This window comes from Verrucomicrobium sp. 3C (genome assembly GCF_000379365.1).
Lineage (GTDB): Bacteria > Verrucomicrobiota > Verrucomicrobiia > Methylacidiphilales > Methylacidiphilaceae > Methylacidimicrobium.
This window is the reverse complement of the sequence record NZ_KB901875.1, coordinates 1,452,145-1,468,881: the sequence shown is the minus strand read 5'-3', so window position 1 is coordinate 1,468,881 and position 16,737 is coordinate 1,452,145. Positions and strand designations below refer to the sequence as shown.

Genomic DNA, 16,737 nt, shown 5'->3' with positions numbered 1-16,737 from the left:
CTCCGATCGGCTCCTATTCGATTGATGCCAAAGTCGCGTGATGCTCTTGCAGCGCCTTGACCCGGAATTCCTTATGCTGCAGGGAACGGATTGCTTTCACCGTCGCCCAGGCGGCGGCCATCGTAGTCATGACGGGGACTCCGGCATAGAGCGCCCTTGTTCGAATCTGGATCTCATCCTGCCGCGCGGTTCGTCCTCCGGGGCAGTTGATCACGAGCGCGATCTCCTCGTTCTTGAGCATGTCGAGGATGTTTGGGCGCCCTTCGGAGAGCTTGTGCAGGCGATGACAAGGGACGCCCGACTCGGCAAGAGCTCGTCCGGTTCCCGCCGTGCTGTAGAGGGTAAATCCAAGTTCCTGAAGGGCGCGGGCGATCCGGGCGCCCTCTTGCTTATCCTGATCTCGAACGCTCAGGAAGACGTTGCCCCGGAGCGGGAGGCTCGGCGAGGCGGCCGTCTGGGTCTTGGCGTAGGCGAGACCCAGATCCTCGTCGATCCCCATCACCTCGCCCGTCGACTTCATCTCGGGGCCCAGGAGGATGTCTACACCGGGGAACCGACGGAAAGGGAAGACCGCCTCCTTGACGCAATAGTAGCTCGGGATTACTTCCCGCGTAAACCCAAGCTCGGCCAGCGTTTGCCCGGCCATCACCTTCGCTGCGATCTTGGCCAGCGGGACGCCGATGGCTTTGCTGACGAAGGGAACGGTACGGGAGGCCCGGGGGTTGACCTCCAGGACGTAGAGGCCGTCGCCCTTGACCGCAAATTGCACGTTCATCAGCCCTTTGACCTCGAGCTCCAGTGCTAAGGCTCGAACCGCTTCTCGGATCTCTTCCTGAATGGCGGACGAGAGGGTGGGAGCGGGGATCACGCAGGCGCTGTCGCCGGAATGGACCCCGGCCTGCTCGATATGCTCCATGATCGCGCCGACGACAACGGTCCGGCCATCGCAGAGACAGTCGACGTCTACTTCCGTCGCCTCTTCCAGAAACCGATCGATCAGGATTGGCCTCTCCGGAGAGACGAGCAGCGCCTCCCGAACGTAACGTCGCAAATCTTCTTCGGTGTAGACGATCTGCATCGCCCTGCCTCCGAGGACAAAGGAGGGTCGGACGAGGATCGGATATCCGATCTTCGCTGCCCCGACCGCTGCCTCTTCCTCGCTCCGCCCGGTCACGCTGAGCGGCTGGCGCAAACCGAGCTTGGCCACGAGCTCGGTAAAGAGCTGCCGATCCTCCGCCCGCTCGATCGAGCGCACGGTGGTCCCCAGGATGCTCACCCCCGAACGCTCCAACGCTGCGGCGAGGTTGAGCGGCGTCTGTCCGCCGAATTGGACGATGGCGCCCGAGGCTTGGGTCGCCTCGTACGCATTGAGCACGTCCTCCAGCGTGAGCGGCTCGAAGAAGAGCAGATCGCTGCAGTCGTAGTCGGTGGAAACGGTCTCCGGATTGGAGTTGACCATGATCGCCTCCATTCCCATCTCCCGAAGAGCGATCGCCGCATGGACGCAGCAGTAGTCGAACTCGATTCCTTGCCCGATTCGATTCGGACCGCCGCCGAGGACCAGAATCCGCTTCTTTTCCCCAAGCGGCGGCAGCTCTCGGCATCCGTCCTCGTAGCTGGAATAGTAGTAAGGGGTATAGGCCGTGAATTCCCCGGCGCAGGTGTCCACGAGCCGGTAGGAGGGACGAAGATTCTGCTCGCTCCGCAGGGAGCGGACCTCTTCTTCCGAGAGCCGCCAGAGGTGTGCCATCTGCCGGTCGGAAAATCCTTTCCGTTTGGCCCGTGCGAGTGCTCTGGGGTCTTTCGGTGCCTGCGAGAGCCTCCCCTCCTCTTCGGTCAGCTCTCGAATCTGATCGAGAAACCAGGGGTCGATCCCCGAGAGCTCGGCAATTTCCTCAAGATCCATCCCCGCTCGGAAGGCGTGGCGGATGTAGAAGATCCGTTCTGCCCGAGGAGTGACGAGGTAGTGACGAATCTTCTCCATCGATGGGTCGGAATCAGACTCCGCACCTCCCGCTCCCAAGCCCCAGGCACCTACCTCGAGCGAGCGAAGGCCCTTTTGGAGCGACTCCTGGAAGGTCCTTCCCATCGCCATTGCCTCTCCGACGCTCTTCATCGAGGAGGTCAGCGTCGGATCGGAAGCCGAAAACTTTTCAAAGGTAAAGCGCGGCAACTTCGTCACGACGTAGTCGATCGTCGGCTCGAAACTCGCCGGAGTCTCCCGGGTAATGTCATTGCGCAGCTCATCCAGGGTGTAGCCGATCGCCAGCTTTGCGGCGATCTTGGCGATCGGATAGCCCGTCGCCTTCGAGGCAAGCGCCGAAGAGCGGGAGACCCGGGGATTCATTTCGATGACGAGCTGCCGCCCGGTCTTCGGATCGACCGCGAATTGAATGTTCGACCCACCGGTGTCGACACCGATCTCCCGGATTACGGCGAACGCCGCGTCGCGCATCCTCTGAACCTCCCGATCGGAAAGCGTCTGGATCGGCGCGACCGTGATGCTATCTCCGGTATGCACCCCCATCGGATCGAAATTCTCGATCGAGCAGATCACGACACAGTTGTCCGCCCGGTCGCGCATGACCTCGATTTCGAACTCCTTCCAGCCGAGCAGGCACTCTTCGATCAGAACCTCCCCGATGGGGGAGGTCGCCAAGCCTCCGGCCACGATCCGCTCGAACTCCTCGCGGTTGTAGGCAATCCCTCCTCCCATGCCGCCAAGGGTGAACGCAGGCCGGATGATCAACGGAAACCGTCCGATCGCCTCGGCAATGCTCCGGGCCCCCTCAACGCTCCGCGCCGTCCCCGAATTGGGAACGCTCAGCCCGATTCGCAGCATCGCCTCTTTGAAGAGCTGTCGGTCCTCGGCCTTCTTGATGGCCTCGGGCTGGGCACCAATCATCCGAACGCCGTGGCGCTCTAAAAGCCCCGCGTCGGCCGCGGCCGTGGCCACATTGAGCGCGGTCTGCCCTCCCAGGGTGGGCAGAAGCGCGTCGGGCCTCTCCCTCTCGATGATCTTCGCCAGGACCTCGACCGAGATCGGTTCTAAATACGTCCGATCCGAGAACTCCGGATCGGTCATGATCGTCGCTGGATTGCTGTTCAGGAGAATGACTCGATAACCCTCCTCCTTGAGCGCTTTGCAGGCCTGCACTCCAGAGTAATCAAACTCGCAGGCCTGCCCGATCACAATCGGCCCGCTGCCGATCAGCAGGATCGAATGGAGGTCATCCCGCCTGGGCATAGTCTAACCGCCATTTCGCACAAGCTTTCTCCTGAGGCTTGCAAAATGGGCTCGTCTGCTTCGTTGGGCTTGGTTTTCCATCCTTGCAGTATGTCGTCCTACAACTCCGGTGGAAAACCGGCGCGGCGTCTCGACTACGAACTTTGTGAGAAATGGCGGCTAAGGGCAAGTTCTCTTCCAATCTCTACGATGATGGCAGTCCCGCTCGTGCGCAGCCTGGGCAAGCAGGGCAGCCCCCGCGCCTCCAGCGAACCACCGCTCGGGATGAGGTACCCAGGGTAGACAACGGATGCGGTCATGACAAAAGCTCGTACCAGTTGTTCCGACGTCTCGGTTCGAATCCTGCCTCACCGATGAAGCTCTCGATCTCCTTCTCCGTCATCCGAAAGGTCGTGCCTGCCGCCGAGACGACATTCTCTTCCATCATTACGCTTCCGAAATCATTTGCTCCGAAGCGTAACGCCACCTGCCCGATTTCCGGTCCCTGAGTGACCCACGAAGCCTGGATGTTGTCCACGTTGTCGAGGAAGATCCGCGAAAGGGCCTGCATGCGTAAGTATTCGGATGGCCCGAGCTTTCGACCAGAAAGTGCCGTATTCTCGGGCTGAAATGTCCAGCAGATGAAAGCAGTAAAGCCGCGGGTCTCATCCTGTAGCTCGCGGAGGCGACGGAGATGCTCGATCCGATCCGCAAGACTTTCGACATGCCCGAACATCATGGTGGCGCTCGATCGCAACCCTAACCGGTGCGCCGTCCGCATCACTTCGAGCCACTGGTCGGCCGTACACTTCCGCGCGGCGATGCGCTTGCGGACCTCGTCGACCAGGATTTCGGCGCCTCCTCCAGGCACTGAGCCCAAGCCGGCGTCTCGAAACCGGCGCAGCACTTCTTCGAGCGGCATTTGGAAGGTTTGGGAGAAATGAATGAACTCCGGCGGAGAAAACCCATGAATATTGATCTTCGGATGCTTCTCTTTCAGGTAGTGGATCAGCTCCAGGTAGTAGTCGATTCCCAGGTCCGGATGGTGCCCGCCTTGCAGAAGGATCTGGGTTCCGCCAATCGCCTCGAGTTCCGCGACCTTTTCGCTGATCTTCTCCGGGCTGAGGACGTAGTGGTCCGGATCCCTCTTTCGCCGGTAGAAGGCGCAGAACTTGCAACCGACGTTGCAGACGTTGGTGTAGTTGATATTCCGATCGACGATGTAGGTGACGATCCTTTCGCCGGCCCCTTCGTATGCCTCCCTCTTTTTCTGCCTCCGCCGGACATCCGCCAGGATCCCCAGCTCCGGGAGGGGAAGGGAGTAGAGATCGCACGCCTCTTCGGGCGAGATCCTCTCACCGGCCATCACTTTGATCCCAAGTCTATTCCTGCCGTTTCCGTTGATCAAATCCACAACAACTCCTTCCCGGAGGGTGCAGTCCTCCCTAGGATCCGCAGCTCTTCGCAAAAGCGCGCCACCCCCTCCTTCTCTCGTTCTCCCACCTCATATCGGATGAATCGCGTCAAGTATTCCCATTCGCTCTGGTCGTTGGCAATCGAGGATCGTGCCGCAAGACCGCGCCTCTTCGCCTCCCGCAAGAGGGCTGCTACTTCCTTACCCCTTGCTTCCTCCCGTCGAACAGCCCAAACGGCAAAGACAAATGGGAGCCCCGTCCGCTCCAGCCACGACTCACCCAGATCCATGAGCGTTGCTGCTGGATTCTCCTTGCGGTACGCGAGCGCCCGATCTCCGATCAAAAGCCGCGCCGCAGCCCGCTCGGAAAAGGCAACGTAGTTCGGACGAAAGCCAAGAAAATTCTCCAAGAGCACCCGGAGCAACAGGAAGGAAGATCGCGTATCGGGGTCGATGGCAATGCTCCGAACTTCAGAAAGCGGAGCGTCATGGGCAAGAATCACGCTTTTCACCGGCCCATCCGCCACGATGCCAGCGCCGTCAACTAGGGCAAACTCTTCGGACAAGGAGGCGCCCAACGGCGCAAGAGCCGCATCGAGCTTTCCCGAGCGAAGCCGGTCGGGCAATTCTACCGGCGGGAAGAACAAAGTCTGCTCCTCCAGCCCGTAGATCAGGGGCTTTGCATTGAGATATGGGGCACAGCCGATGCGAAAAGTACTCATATGCGTTGGTCCCATAGCCTTTCTAGCCGATCGACCGCCTCTCGTTCAATCCTTCCCCCACGCAAGCCGGAATCTCCCCGTTTCAGACTGGTTCCATCCTCCAATCCACAATCCGCACCCGCACGCGCTTGCCTAGCGAATCCCAGTCCAGGTGGCCCGCGACCTGAAATCGGCCCGCGATCGCCCCCCTCATCGGAAGGTCGAAACCGAATGCCTCGCACCGGGAATCGCCGGAACGAAGGGAGAGCCGCGTGCATCCTCGAGCTTGAACCGGCACCCCCTCTAGGGAAAGGGTGGGAAAGGCAAAGAGCGGGCGGGCATTTCCTGCCCCGAAGGGCGCCAGTTGCTCTAGCTCCTCGTAGAGCGGGAAGCCCGCCGCAGAGAGGGGAAGTTCCCTGGCGATTCTGAGACGCTTGCGAAAGATCTCCGGCGAACCCGCGCGGCTCGCCCATTGGGCCAAGTTCAGACGAAACGCTGGCAGGTTTTCCTCCCGGAGGGAAAAACCAGCCGCCAGATCGTGTCCACCGAATTTCTCCAGATGGGCGGCGCTCTCCCGCAACCCCTCCACGATCGACATCCCGGGAATGCCGCGAGCGCTTCCCTTCCCCTCCCCCGATTCATCAAAGGCAACGACGGCGACCAGCCGGTGAAACCGGCTCAAGAGACGCGAGGCCACGACTCCCGCGACTCCCGCATGCCACCCCCTCTTCCCGACCACGATCGATCCGCTGGTCAAAGCCAACGGCTCTTTCCGTAACATCCCGAGAGCCTCCTCGAGCATCTCTCGCTCGACGAGCCGTCGCCGCAGGTTCTTCCGATGCAACGAAAGCGCTCCCCGCTCCGCTTCGGCGGCTGAGTCAGCAAGCAGGAGGCGCACGGATTCCATCGCGTCGTCGAGCCTTCCGCTCGCATTGAGGTGAGGGGCAAGGCGAAAGGCGACATCCTCCACGGTCGCCTTCTCGCCCACGTTCGAAACCCTCGCCAGCGCCCGCAAACCAGGCAAGCGCTGTTGGCCAAGCTGCTCCAGGCCCCGCGCGACAAAAATCCGATTGTCCCCGGTCAGAGGCACAACGTCGGCAATGGTACCCAGGGCAACTAGGTCCAGCTCTTCCCGCAGCCGCAACCGCTCGCGGTAGGCCGGCTCCAGCTTGAGGAGCCCGTGGAGGAGCTTGAAGACAAGACCTACGCTCGCCAAATGGCTCCCCCTGCCATCCTGGTGAGGGTTGAGGATCGCGCAAGCCCGTGGCCAACTGCCGCCGGGTCGATGGTGGTCGACGACAACGGCGTCCACGCCCTCCTTTGCAAGCCAAGACAACTCCTCGATCGAGGTCGTGCCGCAGTCGACGGCAACCACCAGATCAGGCATCCCCTTCCTCCCTAGGTCATGGTCCCCGATCTCCTCGCGAAAAAGGCGAAGCGCCCGTTCCAGGCCCTTCCGGGTCAGACCGTAGCCCTCCGATGCCCGCTCGGGAATGAAAGCCGACGCCGGGGCTCCCAGCAGGCGGAAAGCACGGACCAAAAGAGCCGTGGAGCTCACTCCGTCGACGTCGTAATCGCCGTAAACCAGCGTCCGCTGCCCTTCAGCGATGGCCTGCCGCAACCGTCCGGCCGCTGTCCGCAAACCGCTCAACTGAAAGGGGTCCTCTAGGGCGGATAGCTTAGGATGGAGGAAGCGCGAAGCCTCCTCCGGGTCGCCATATCCTCTCTCCGCCAGGAGTCCGCCGAGCAAGGGAGAGATGCCGAGTTCTCGTCCGAGAGCTTCCGCTTCTTCTCCCGATGAGGCAATCTCCCAAATCGTCCCGACTCCTCGCTCCGGTTCGTAGCCCGTCTCGGCTTCGTCCATGACTTTTCCTTTTCCGCCTGAGCCTATCCTGCATCTCTCATAAGCGTTCTCCTGCGGCTTGCGAAGTGAACCGGGCGGCTTCGTTGGGACTTGGGTTTTTGGCCCTCCTCGCAGGATGTCATCCTACAGTTCCGGGGGAAAACCTGCGCCCCGCCTTGCATCCAGGTCCATTCGCCGCGCCTCGGGTGCGAACTTTGTAAGCCATGCAGGCTATGCACTCTGGGGAGCCGGGCGCTGCGTCGCTCGGCTGCGCTTTTCTCGAAGCTCGTGAAACCAGTACATCAGTGCGGGGGTCAGAAAGTGGGAGGAAAACATGCCACCGACCACGCCGATGAGAATCGCCAGAGCAAAGGGGGAGATGACCGGACCTCCGAGCACCAGCATGGAAACGGTGGCCAGGAGAACGGTACCTCCAGTGATCAGCGTACGAGCCAGAGTGAGATTCACCCCGGCATTGACATGATCCGGAAAGGTCCCAGCGAGCCGCAACCGAATCGCCTCCCGCACACGGTCCGAAATCACGATCTTTTCGTTGATCGAATAGCCGAGGATCGTCAGGAACGCGCCGACCAGCGGCATCGTGAATTCTTGACCTAAGATCGCCATGCCCCCCACGGCTAGAAAAACATCGTGAAGCTGTCCGAGGGAGGCTGCGGCCGCAAACGACCATTCGTAACGCAGGGTCACGTAGAGCAGGATCGCCGCGAGCCCCAGAGAAAGGGCCAGGATCGCCCGTCCTTTGAGCTCTTCGCCCACGACGGGACCGACGCTGTCGAGCCTGGCGTTGGTGAATCCGGCGGACGGGAGCTTTTGCTGGAGGATCTTAAGCGCCCTCTCTCCCTCTCCGTATCGGGTCTCCAGCGAAAGCTGCCGGAACTCTCGGGCATACTGCATCATGCTCGGATGGATTCCCGCCGCTTCCAGCGCCGCCCGCACCTCTTGGACCGGGGCTGCCTGCTGGTATCCGACGGTGAGCGAGTCTCCTCCGACGAAATCGACTCCTAAGAGCCTGTTGCTGCGCAAAAAGAAGGTTGTCAGCCCTGCGCCGAGCAGGACAAGAGCCAGCCAACACGCTACCCGGCGCCAAGCGAGGAAGCGGAAGTTCGGTCGCGTCAAGATCCGCATCATGGAGAGCCGCTGCAACCAGCCGCTCGCCAAGAGCCATTCGAAAGCATTCCGTGTCACCACAAGGGCGGCGAAAAGATTCGCCACGATGCCCAACACGAGGGTGACCGCGAAACCCTGCAGCGGCCCGCTACCCAACCACATCAGGATGACAGCGACCAGGATGACGGTGACGTTCGAGTCGAAGATGGCACTGAAAGCCCGCTCGAAACCGGCGGTCACCGCCTGACGAATCGGCTTTCCTGCGTGGATCTCGTCTCGCATTCGCTCATACACCAGGACGTTGGCATCCACAGCCATGCCGATCGTCAGGATGACGCCGGCAAGCCCGGGAAGGGTCAACGTGAAATGGAATTGCGCCAAAAAGCCGAAGAGAAGAAAGAGATTCACCCCCAAGGCGAAAATGGCCACCAACCCAGCCACGCGATAATAGGCCACCATGAAGAGCACGACGAGGGTTAACGCCACCCATCCCGCCCGCGCCCCGCTCAAGATCGAATCGCGGCCTAGAGAAGGATCGATCCCACGCTCCTCCAGCAGCTTGACAGGCATTTCCAGCGGGTTTTCTAGCACGCTCGCCAGATCTTCCGCTTCCTTGGGGCTCATGTTGCCGCCGGAAATGATCGCGCTTCGAAAGATCGCCGACTGAATCACGGGGGCACTCCGCACCTCTCCATCCAGCACAATGGCAAGCTGCCTCCCGATGTTCCCACTGGTCAGCGCCCCAAAGCGGCGCGATCCCTCGTCGCTAAATTCGATTACCACGGTGGGACGTCCGACTTCATCGAACCCACGAAAAGCCCGACGGACATACTTCCCCCCCATCTCCGCCCGACGCTTCACCAAGACTTGGCGCGATCCGGTCGACCGCCCCTCTTCCGACGCAAAGGAAAGGACCTCGTAGTCGGCGGGGATGCGCCCCTGGCCCGCTTGAACCTGCGCAAGGAGTTGGCCGCTCTGCGGGTGAACGAGCTTGAACTCAAGCTTGGCTACTTTCGAAAGCTGTTGGCGGGCTGCATTTTTTTCCGCTTCGGCCAGCCCCGGGATCTGAACGCTGATCCGGTTGCGACCCACTGGCTGGATGATCGGCTCGGACAATCCGAACTTGTCCACCCGCTTGCGGATCACTGCCGTGGCCTGCTGCAGCGCCCCCGGGGAAGGTTGGCCTTCCAACTCCAAGAGAAAGGCCGTCCCACCTTTTAGATCGAGGCCAAGCCGAATCGCCTTATCTAACGGAAAGAGCGAGAGTCCGGCGTTGGCCAAGAGCATCGCGATGGAGAAGAGACCAACCCACCGGCGCACCCGCTCCTCTGTTGCGGTGAAATACCAGATCAGGGCGATGAGGAAGAAGAGTGCCGTGACGAATGACCATAACAGCATGGCGTTTTCTCTTCCCGCTCCGAACGGCTTCCTACTTCGCTTCCGCTTCCGCCTTCGTGACCGACGTCAGACTCGTTTTGAGCACCTCGACCTTGACATTCTCTGCGACCCGGACAAGCACCGTCTTATCCTTCACGTTGGTCACCGTCCCTAGCAGTCCGCCGCTGGTGACCACGCGATCGCCTGTTTTTACGCCCGCGATGAGTCGCTCCTGCTCCTTCCGGGCTTTCTGCTGCGGACGGATCAGCAAAAAGTAGAAAACGCCAAAGACCAACGCCAATGTGACTAGAGACGAAAAGGCCGGCATGCTCTCCGGCGGCCCACCTCCCTGACCCGCCGCAGTAGCCGGTTGCGCCGCCGCGATCCACAAAAGTTCCCTGTCCATGCTCATGCTCCTCTCTTAGATTTTTTCTCTCAGACGCTTTCTCTGCTCCGTCAGGAATGCTTCCCAGCACCCGGTTTCCAGAGCCGTTCGTATGTTCTTCATCAGGCAAAGATAGAAACACAGGTTATGCAACGTGAGCAGCATAACGCCAAGAATTTCCTCTGATTTTAGCAGATGGCGCAAATAGGCTCGGGAAAAATGCCGGCAGGTGTAGCAGTCGCATTCCGAGGAGAGCGGCTCCGGATCGAGACGAAACGACGAGTTCCGGAGCGGAAGCCGCCCCGTTCCCGTGTAAGCGACTCCATGTCGCGCCAGCCTGGTCGGAAGGACGCAGTCGAAGAGATCGACCCCGAGATTGACCATCTCCACCATCTGCCAAGGTTCGCCCACGCCCATGACGTAACGAGGCCGCGCCGGGTCGAGATGAACCACCGTCTCCGCAACCGCGCGCAACCCCTCTTCGGGAGGCTCCCCCACGCTGACTCCCCCAATGGCAAATCCATCAAATCCGATCGCTCCCAGTTCTTCCGCACAGAGCGCCCGGAGCCTGGCATCTCCTCCTCCCTGGACGATACCGAAAAGCCCCGCTCCCGGCGTGGGGAGCGTGGCATGGGAATCCCGGAGTCGCTCCCATGTCTCCTTCCCCCTGGCAGCCCAGAGCACCGTTCTTCGGACCGCCTGGTCGAGCTCGCTTGGGGATGCGGGCCAGGGCGGGCACTCGTCCAGGCTCATGATCAGATCACTGCCAGCGATGAGCTGGAACTCGACCGCCAGTTCGGGAGAAAGAAAGAGAGGGCTCCCGTCCAGATGGGAGCGAAAAACCACTCCGTGATCGTCGACCCTCCGCAGAGAGGAGAGGCTGAAGACTTGATAGCCTCCGCTATCCGTGAGGATCGCCCCGGGCCAGCCGAGAAATCGATGCAGCCCGCCCAAATCGCGCAGGATATCGATTCCGGGACGGAGCAGAAGATGGTAGGTGTTGCAGAGAATTACCTGAGCACCCAGGTCGAGAAGATCGCGCGGAAAGACCCCTTTCACCGTCCCTCGCGTGCCCACAGGCATGAACGCCGGGGTGCGAACCAAGCCGTGGCCCGTGATCAACTCTCCGATCCGGGCTCGATTCGCCGACGAGCCGATCAGGCGAAACTTCATCTCGATCTCAAGTCGATCCTTTTCGATCGGACGTCAGTGGGCAGCAAAGAACGAAGTGATCATCTGCTCTGCTCTACCGGCGATTTCGGTTGAGCGGGATCACTCTTTCTCATAGAAGAGAGGTCTCGCAACCTTTTTCGGCTCGCATCAAGGCGCCAAGCCGCAAGGAGAGGAAGCGTCGGACATCGCGACATGCCGCAATTGCGCCGGGAACCACTTTTTCCAAAACGATGGGTTGTCTTTGCGCCGGAGCGCAAGCAACGGCCGATGGACTATCCTCCTCTGCCCGAACCGCCGAACCCAATCTGTCCTTTCATGGCGGGCAACGAGAGTCTCACCCCCCAGGAAGTCTTCGCCATCCGGCCGAAGGGAGGAGCGCCGAACTCTCCAGGATGGACCGTTCGCGTCGTCCCCAACCGTTTTCCGGCGCTTCGCATCGAGGGGGAGCTTCTCCCGGAAGGGGTTGGCATCTATGATCAGATCAATGGGATCGGCGCTCACGAAGTGATCGTCGAGACTCCGGATCCGGGTCAGGAGCTCGAGGATCAACCTGTGGGGGCCATCGCCGACGTGCTTCGGGCCTATCGGGCTCGGATCGTTGACTTGGTCCAAGACATCCGCTTTCGCTACATCTTCGTTTTCAAGAACGTCGGCATGCTCGCGGGAGCTTCCCTGCGCCACCCCCATTCCCAGTTGATCGCACTCCCGATCGTCCCTCGCGCGGTCGAAGAGCAGTTGGAGACCGCCCGCTCCCACTTCGAGCTCAAGGAGCGAAGCCTCTTCGCCGATGTCTTGCAGGCTGAGATGAGATCGGGCGATCGGCTGGTCTACGAAAACTCGGCGTTTGCTTCCTTTTGTCCATGGGCCAGCCGCTTCGCTTTCGAAACATGGATCATGCCGAAGTTTCCCGCCGCCCACTTCCATACGCTGGACGATTATCACCTTGGCCTGCTTGCGGAGGCACTCCGCCACGTCCTTCGCCGGATCCGGAAAGGCCTCCGGAAGCCCGCATACAACCTGATCCTTCAGACCGCACCCTTTCACCAGACGCGGGTCCGAGAATCGATCCCTGCCGAAATGGAGTTTCGCTGGCATATCGAAATCCTTCCCCGGTTGGCGCAGGCTGCCGGGTTTGAATACGGCACGGGGTTCTACATCAACACCACCTTCCCGGAGGAGGCCGCGAGCTTCCTCCGTCGGGTTCGAGAGGAAACGTAGCATGGGGCTTTTGCACTTCACGCCAGGCAGAGGTTTCCCTTCCCGAGTCTTTCCCACGGGTGCGCCCAAAGGAGCCTCACGATGAATGTCGTTCTCCTCTGGCATATGCATCAGCCGGACTATGTCGATCGCCAGAACGGGAAGGCCCGCACGCCTTGGGTCCGCCTCCATGCGGTGCACAGCTATCTCGATATGATCGAGATGGTCGAGCGATTCCCCACGCTGAAGGTCGCGTTCAATTTCACCCCCGTTCTGGTCGAGCAGCTCGTCGAGATCGGGGCAGGCGAGGTGATCGACGACTGCGAAGCCTGGAGCCGCATCCAGTCCGAGAACCTCACTCAGGGGGAGAAAGAAAAGATCCTCGAGCACTTCTTCCGCGCCAATTTCGACACGCTCATCCGCCCTCTGCCACGCTTTTGGGAGCTCCTGAATCAACGCGGGCGCATCGTCGATTTTCAGAACCTGGCAGAAGTGACCAACCTCTTCTCCGCCCAGGACTATCGCGATCTGCAGACTCTTTACAATTTGGCGTGGTGTGGCTTTGCGGCTTACCAGACCTACCCCTTGCTCCAGGAACTGCGCGCACAGGGGCGGGACTTCACCGAAGACCAAAAGAGCCAACTACTCGATCTCCACCGGGAGATCGTCCGCACGGTGCTCTCCCGCTACCGGGCGGCGATCGAACGGGGCCAGATCGAGATGACGACCTCTCCCTACTGCCATCCGATCCTGCCGCTGCTCCTGGATACCAACCTTGCCCGCCGATCGATGCCTCACGTCAATCTCCCCCCCCAATTCTCCGCTCCGGAAGACGTGCGGAGCCATCTTGCCCTCGCTCAGGAAATGATGCGGGAGGTTTTCGGAGCTCCGGCCCGAGGGCTTTGGCCCTCGGAAGGGTCTGTTGCTCCCGAACTCATTCCCTTCTTTCGCGACGCGGGTTTCGATTATTTCTTCACGGATGAGGCAATTCTTTTCCGCAGCTTCGAGCTGGATCCGCACTGGCGCGGCAGGGGAGTCGATCACATGGTTCTCTTCCAAGGATGGAGGGTGAGTTGGGGCGGAGCCACGGTTTCCGCCCTGTTCCGCGAACGGCCTCTTTCGGACTTCGTCGGCTTCCAAGCCTCGCAGAATCCCCCGGATCAAGCGGCCAATTTTCTCCTCCACCACTTCGAGAATATCTGCCAGGTGGCAACTTCCGAAGAGGCGGCCATCTTGATCGCCCTGGATGGCGAAAACGCCTGGGAGGCTTTCCCGGACGGAGGAGAACGTTTTCTCTCTTCCCTCTACCAAGGGCTCACGACCCACAGCCGCCTTCGGACCGTGCGGCCCGGCGACTACTTCGACGCCTACCGACCAAAAGTGGAGCTGGGCGCGCTCCATACCGGCTCCTGGATCAATGCCGATTTTGATATCTGGATCGGCGACTCCGAGGAAAACCGTGCCTGGGAATGGTTAGGGCGAACCCGGCAGTTCCTCCGCCGGATTGGGGAAGACCGGATACTTCCTGCGGAAAAGGTTGCCGCGGCAATGCGCTCCCTCTATGCAGCGGAGGGAAGCGACTGGTTCTGGTGGTATGGACCCGACTTCTCGACCGACTCCGACCTCCTCTTTGACGAGATCTTTCGCACGCATCTGCGCAACGTCTACCTGGCACTTGGGTTTTCTCCTCCTCCCTATCTGGACTTCCCGATCTGTGCCCCCGCAGCTCCGACGCCCTATACGATTCCGCGCCTCTATCTCCATCCGCAACTTACAGGGAGATTGGAAAATTTCTTCGATTGGGTGGGGGCCGGCACTCTGGACGCCCTTGTCCAACAGACGGCCATGTTCCAGGCAAACCGATTGGGCCAGAAGCTCTACTTCGGATTTGACGAAGAACACTTCTATCTGCGGCTCGATCTGGCGGGCGCCCCGGAGGAGGTCGAAGTGGAATTCCTCTCCCCGCACATCCGCCGCGTGATTGCGTCCGTGCTCCCGAACGGCTCCTGGAAGGTCCGCACCGAACATTCCGATGATGCCGTTCTCTTCTCCGTCGCCGACGAACGGGGCGCAGCCGCCTGGGAAGACTTCTTTGTCCTCATGGTGCCGGTCGGAGCGCTCGGATGGCAAGAGAAGGATCCGGTCAGCTTTTTCGTTCGCCTGCTGCGCGAAAGGCTCGCTCTGGAAAGATACCCGGAACGGGGAACGATTGACTTCTGTTTTCCATCCAAGGACTTTGAAGCCCGTCAATGGTTCGTCTAGATACGGTAAATCTGGTTTGGGTCGTCCACTTTCATCAGCCGTTGGGCAACTTTCCAGAAACCTGCCGCCGCTTCCTGGAACGTGTCTGTCGCCCTTTCCTGGATGCCGTGGTACGCCATCCGCGCATTCGCATGGGGCTCCATTTTTCGGGCAGCTTCCTCTTGTATTTGGAACGCGAGGAGCCCGAACTCCTGGAGCAGATCCGCCAGATCGTCTCCCGCAATCAGGTAGAGCTGCTGGGCGGCGGTTTCTACGAGCCCATCTTGAGCATGATCCCCCGTGAGGATGCCCTGGCGCAACTCCGGAAGACCGCTGTCTGGATCCAGGAACGTTTTGGCGTGAAGCCACGGGGTGCCTGGCTGCCCGAATCGGTCTGGGAACCCTATTTTCCGACCCTCCTTGCGGGGGGAGGCTACGAATATGTCCTGCTGGAAGACAATCTGCTGGAGCGAGCCGGCCTCGAACGAGCCGAGCTCTGCCATCCGTTTCTGACCAGCCATCAGTCGTCTATCGTCTCCCTCTTGCCGATCTCTTCCCGTCTCTCGGCGGAGATCCCCTTCCGGCCGCTCCGAGACGTCCATGCTTCCCTCGTTCAGCTCTGGCACCGTCCCGAACCGCAGACGTTGATCCTGGCACAGAGTGCGGAGGCTTATGGCTTCTGGCCTTCCACCTTCCACCGGTTTTATGAGGAAGCTGCCTTGGATGAGTGGCTGGTCTACCTGGAAAGCCAGTCGGAGCGGCTCGCCATGCAATTGCCCTTCGAAGCCACGATCGGGCGCTGGCCCCGGGTCTTCTTGTCCTCCGGCGCGCGGACAGACCTGGAAGGATATGCGCTTCCCACGACTGCGAGCCGTTCCTACTTTGCCGTACGGGAAGATCTCTCCCACCGCTTCGATGCCGATCGCTTTTTCCGCTTCCTCCATGGCGGGGCTTGGCAGGAGTTCCTGGAAAAGTATTCCGAGGCGAACTGGATGCACAGCAAGATGCTCTGGCTCTCCCGGCGACTCCAGGAGATCCCGAATGCCGACTCCCTGGCCTGTCGGGATCGCCTGCTCGCAGCCCAGGAACACACTCCTTATTGGCACGCGCTCAGCGGCGGGCTTTTTGCCAACTACTTGCGGGATGCCGTCTATCGTTTACTGCTCCAAGCCGAAGAGGAGATCGATCGGATCACCTCTGCTCCCCCGGCAACCGAGATGAGGGATCTCGACGGGGACCACGAACCGGAAGTCATCCTGCGCTCCCAGATCTGCCGGGCGATCGTTGACCCAGACTACGGCGGATCGCTCGTGGAGATGGCTTTTCTGCCGTCTCATTACAACGTGTCAAACACCTTGCGTCGGCATTCCCACGTCTATCCCGATGTTCCTCCGGTGGAGCCGATCGAGGACTGGCATCGTCGTCACCTTTTTCAAGAACACTTTGTTGCGGGTGAAACGTCCCTCGCCCAATTCGAGAAGGAATCCTACATCGAGCGCGGGGACTTCGTGAACCGGCCGTATCGCATTCTTTCGCTCGCGGAGGAAGGGACGGCTCGGCGGTTGCTCCTCGAACGGGAGGGAGGGATCTATCTCGACCAGGAACGACGGCCCGTCCGCTGCCAAAAGCTCTTCGAGCTTGAGGAACCCGATACGCTTCGGATTCGCTACACGATCACCAACGAGAGCGCGCTACCACTCGAACTCCTCTTTCTCTGTGAAGCCAACTACACCTTTCTCACCTCCGAGGGGTCTGGCCGATTCATCTCCCTCGGGGACGAGCAGCTACCATGCGGCCTACTTTTTGAAAAGTCTGGGATCCAATCGTGGGCTCTGGTGGATGAAACCCGTTCTTTGCGATGGAACTGGACGCTACCGGATGGGCCATGCACCCTCTGGCACCACTCCGTCCACACCATCGGCTATGCCAATGGCGAATTCGAACTCAATTACCAGGGATCCGCCCTCGGCGTCGTCTGGCCGCTTCACCTTGCTTCGCAGGAAAGCCGAGTATTTACGATTTTCACTCGGTTTCAACATCTCCAATGTTGAA

General features: G+C 60.5%; 10 protein-coding genes. 3 read left to right on the top strand and 7 right to left on the bottom strand.

The window, feature by feature from the left end:
• Positions 1 to 13 precede the first annotated feature (13 nt).
• From carB to tgt, 7 genes are all read right to left on the bottom strand, one after another.
• A complete protein-coding gene (carB, locus tag A37A_RS0107810) occupies positions 14 to 3,247 on the bottom strand; it encodes a carbamoyl-phosphate synthase large subunit (RefSeq protein ID WP_018290961.1) in 3,234 nt (1,077 codons plus the stop codon).
• 295 nt (positions 3,248 to 3,542) lie between these two features.
• A complete protein-coding gene (mqnC, locus tag A37A_RS0107805; RefSeq protein WP_018290960.1) occupies positions 3,543 to 4,640 on the bottom strand; it encodes a cyclic dehypoxanthinyl futalosine synthase in 1,098 nt (365 codons plus the stop codon).
• Positions 4,631 to 5,362: a menaquinone biosynthesis protein gene (locus A37A_RS0107800; protein ID WP_018290959.1), complete on the bottom strand. Its 732-nt coding sequence runs from the start codon at positions 5,360 to 5,362 to the stop codon at positions 4,631 to 4,633. Before A37A_RS0107800 ends, mqnC begins: the two co-directional genes overlap by 10 nt.
• An 82-nt stretch (positions 5,363 to 5,444) precedes the next feature.
• Positions 5,445 to 7,205, bottom strand: coding sequence for a single-stranded-DNA-specific exonuclease RecJ (gene recJ / locus A37A_RS16430; protein ID WP_018290958.1), 1,761 nt, complete (start codon positions 7,203 to 7,205; stop codon positions 5,445 to 5,447).
• 210 nt (positions 7,206 to 7,415) lie between these two features.
• The gene (locus tag A37A_RS0107790) at positions 7,416 to 9,710 is read right to left on the bottom strand and encodes a protein translocase subunit SecDF (protein WP_018290957.1); all 2,295 of its coding nucleotides are present in this window, start codon (positions 9,708 to 9,710) and stop codon (positions 7,416 to 7,418) included.
• A 31-nt stretch (positions 9,711 to 9,741) separates the two neighbouring features.
• Positions 9,742 to 10,101, bottom strand: a complete 360-nt coding sequence (gene yajC / locus A37A_RS0107785) for a preprotein translocase subunit YajC (protein WP_020494166.1) — start codon at positions 10,099 to 10,101, stop codon at positions 9,742 to 9,744.
• A 9-nt stretch (positions 10,102 to 10,110) separates the two neighbouring features.
• Positions 10,111 to 11,247 carry a tRNA guanosine(34) transglycosylase Tgt gene (tgt, locus tag A37A_RS0107780; protein WP_018290955.1) on the bottom strand — a complete coding sequence of 379 codons (1,137 nt, stop codon included), beginning with the start codon at positions 11,245 to 11,247 and terminating at the stop codon, positions 10,111 to 10,113.
• A 267-nt stretch (positions 11,248 to 11,514) separates the two neighbouring features.
• Between tgt and A37A_RS0107775 the strand changes: the two genes are divergently transcribed.
• The 3 genes from A37A_RS0107775 to A37A_RS0107765 all read left to right on the top strand — a co-directional run bounded on the left by A37A_RS0107775 (position 11,515) and on the right by A37A_RS0107765 (position 16,736).
• The gene (locus A37A_RS0107775) at positions 11,515 to 12,465 is read left to right on the top strand and encodes a DUF4931 domain-containing protein (RefSeq protein ID WP_343122723.1); all 951 of its coding nucleotides are present in this window, start codon (positions 11,515 to 11,517) and stop codon (positions 12,463 to 12,465) included.
• Between the two features lie 81 nt (positions 12,466 to 12,546).
• Positions 12,547 to 14,706, top strand: coding sequence for a glycoside hydrolase family 57 protein (locus tag A37A_RS0107770; protein ID WP_018290953.1), 2,160 nt, complete (start codon positions 12,547 to 12,549; stop codon positions 14,704 to 14,706).
• Positions 14,694 to 16,736, top strand: a complete 2,043-nt coding sequence (locus A37A_RS0107765; protein ID WP_026195719.1) for an alpha-amylase/4-alpha-glucanotransferase domain-containing protein — start codon at positions 14,694 to 14,696, stop codon at positions 16,734 to 16,736. Before A37A_RS0107770 ends, A37A_RS0107765 begins: the two co-directional genes overlap by 13 nt.
• Position 16,737: the final 1 nt, after the last annotated feature.

Excerpts from the sequence above, each read along its gene's own strand:
- carB (WP_018290961.1), bottom strand. The coding sequence starts at position 3,247 with ATGCCCAGGCGGGATGACCTCCATTCGATCCTGCTGATCGGCAGCGGG.
- A37A_RS0107765 (WP_026195719.1), top strand. The coding sequence starts at position 14,694 with ATGGTTCGTCTAGATACGGTAAATCTGGTTTGGGTCGTCCACTTTCAT.
- A37A_RS0107800 (WP_018290959.1), bottom strand. The coding sequence starts at position 5,362 with ATGAGTACTTTTCGCATCGGCTGTGCCCCATATCTCAATGCAAAGCCC.
- A37A_RS0107775 (WP_343122723.1), top strand. The coding sequence starts at position 11,515 with ATGGACTATCCTCCTCTGCCCGAACCGCCGAACCCAATCTGTCCTTTC.
- A37A_RS0107770 (WP_018290953.1), top strand. The coding sequence starts at position 12,547 with ATGAATGTCGTTCTCCTCTGGCATATGCATCAGCCGGACTATGTCGAT.
- A37A_RS0107790 (WP_018290957.1), bottom strand. The coding sequence starts at position 9,710 with ATGCTGTTATGGTCATTCGTCACGGCACTCTTCTTCCTCATCGCCCTG.
- recJ (WP_018290958.1), bottom strand. The coding sequence starts at position 7,205 with ATGGACGAAGCCGAGACGGGCTACGAACCGGAGCGAGGAGTCGGGACG.
- yajC (WP_020494166.1), bottom strand. The coding sequence starts at position 10,101 with ATGAGCATGGACAGGGAACTTTTGTGGATCGCGGCGGCGCAACCGGCT.
- tgt (WP_018290955.1), bottom strand. The coding sequence starts at position 11,247 with ATGAAGTTTCGCCTGATCGGCTCGTCGGCGAATCGAGCCCGGATCGGA.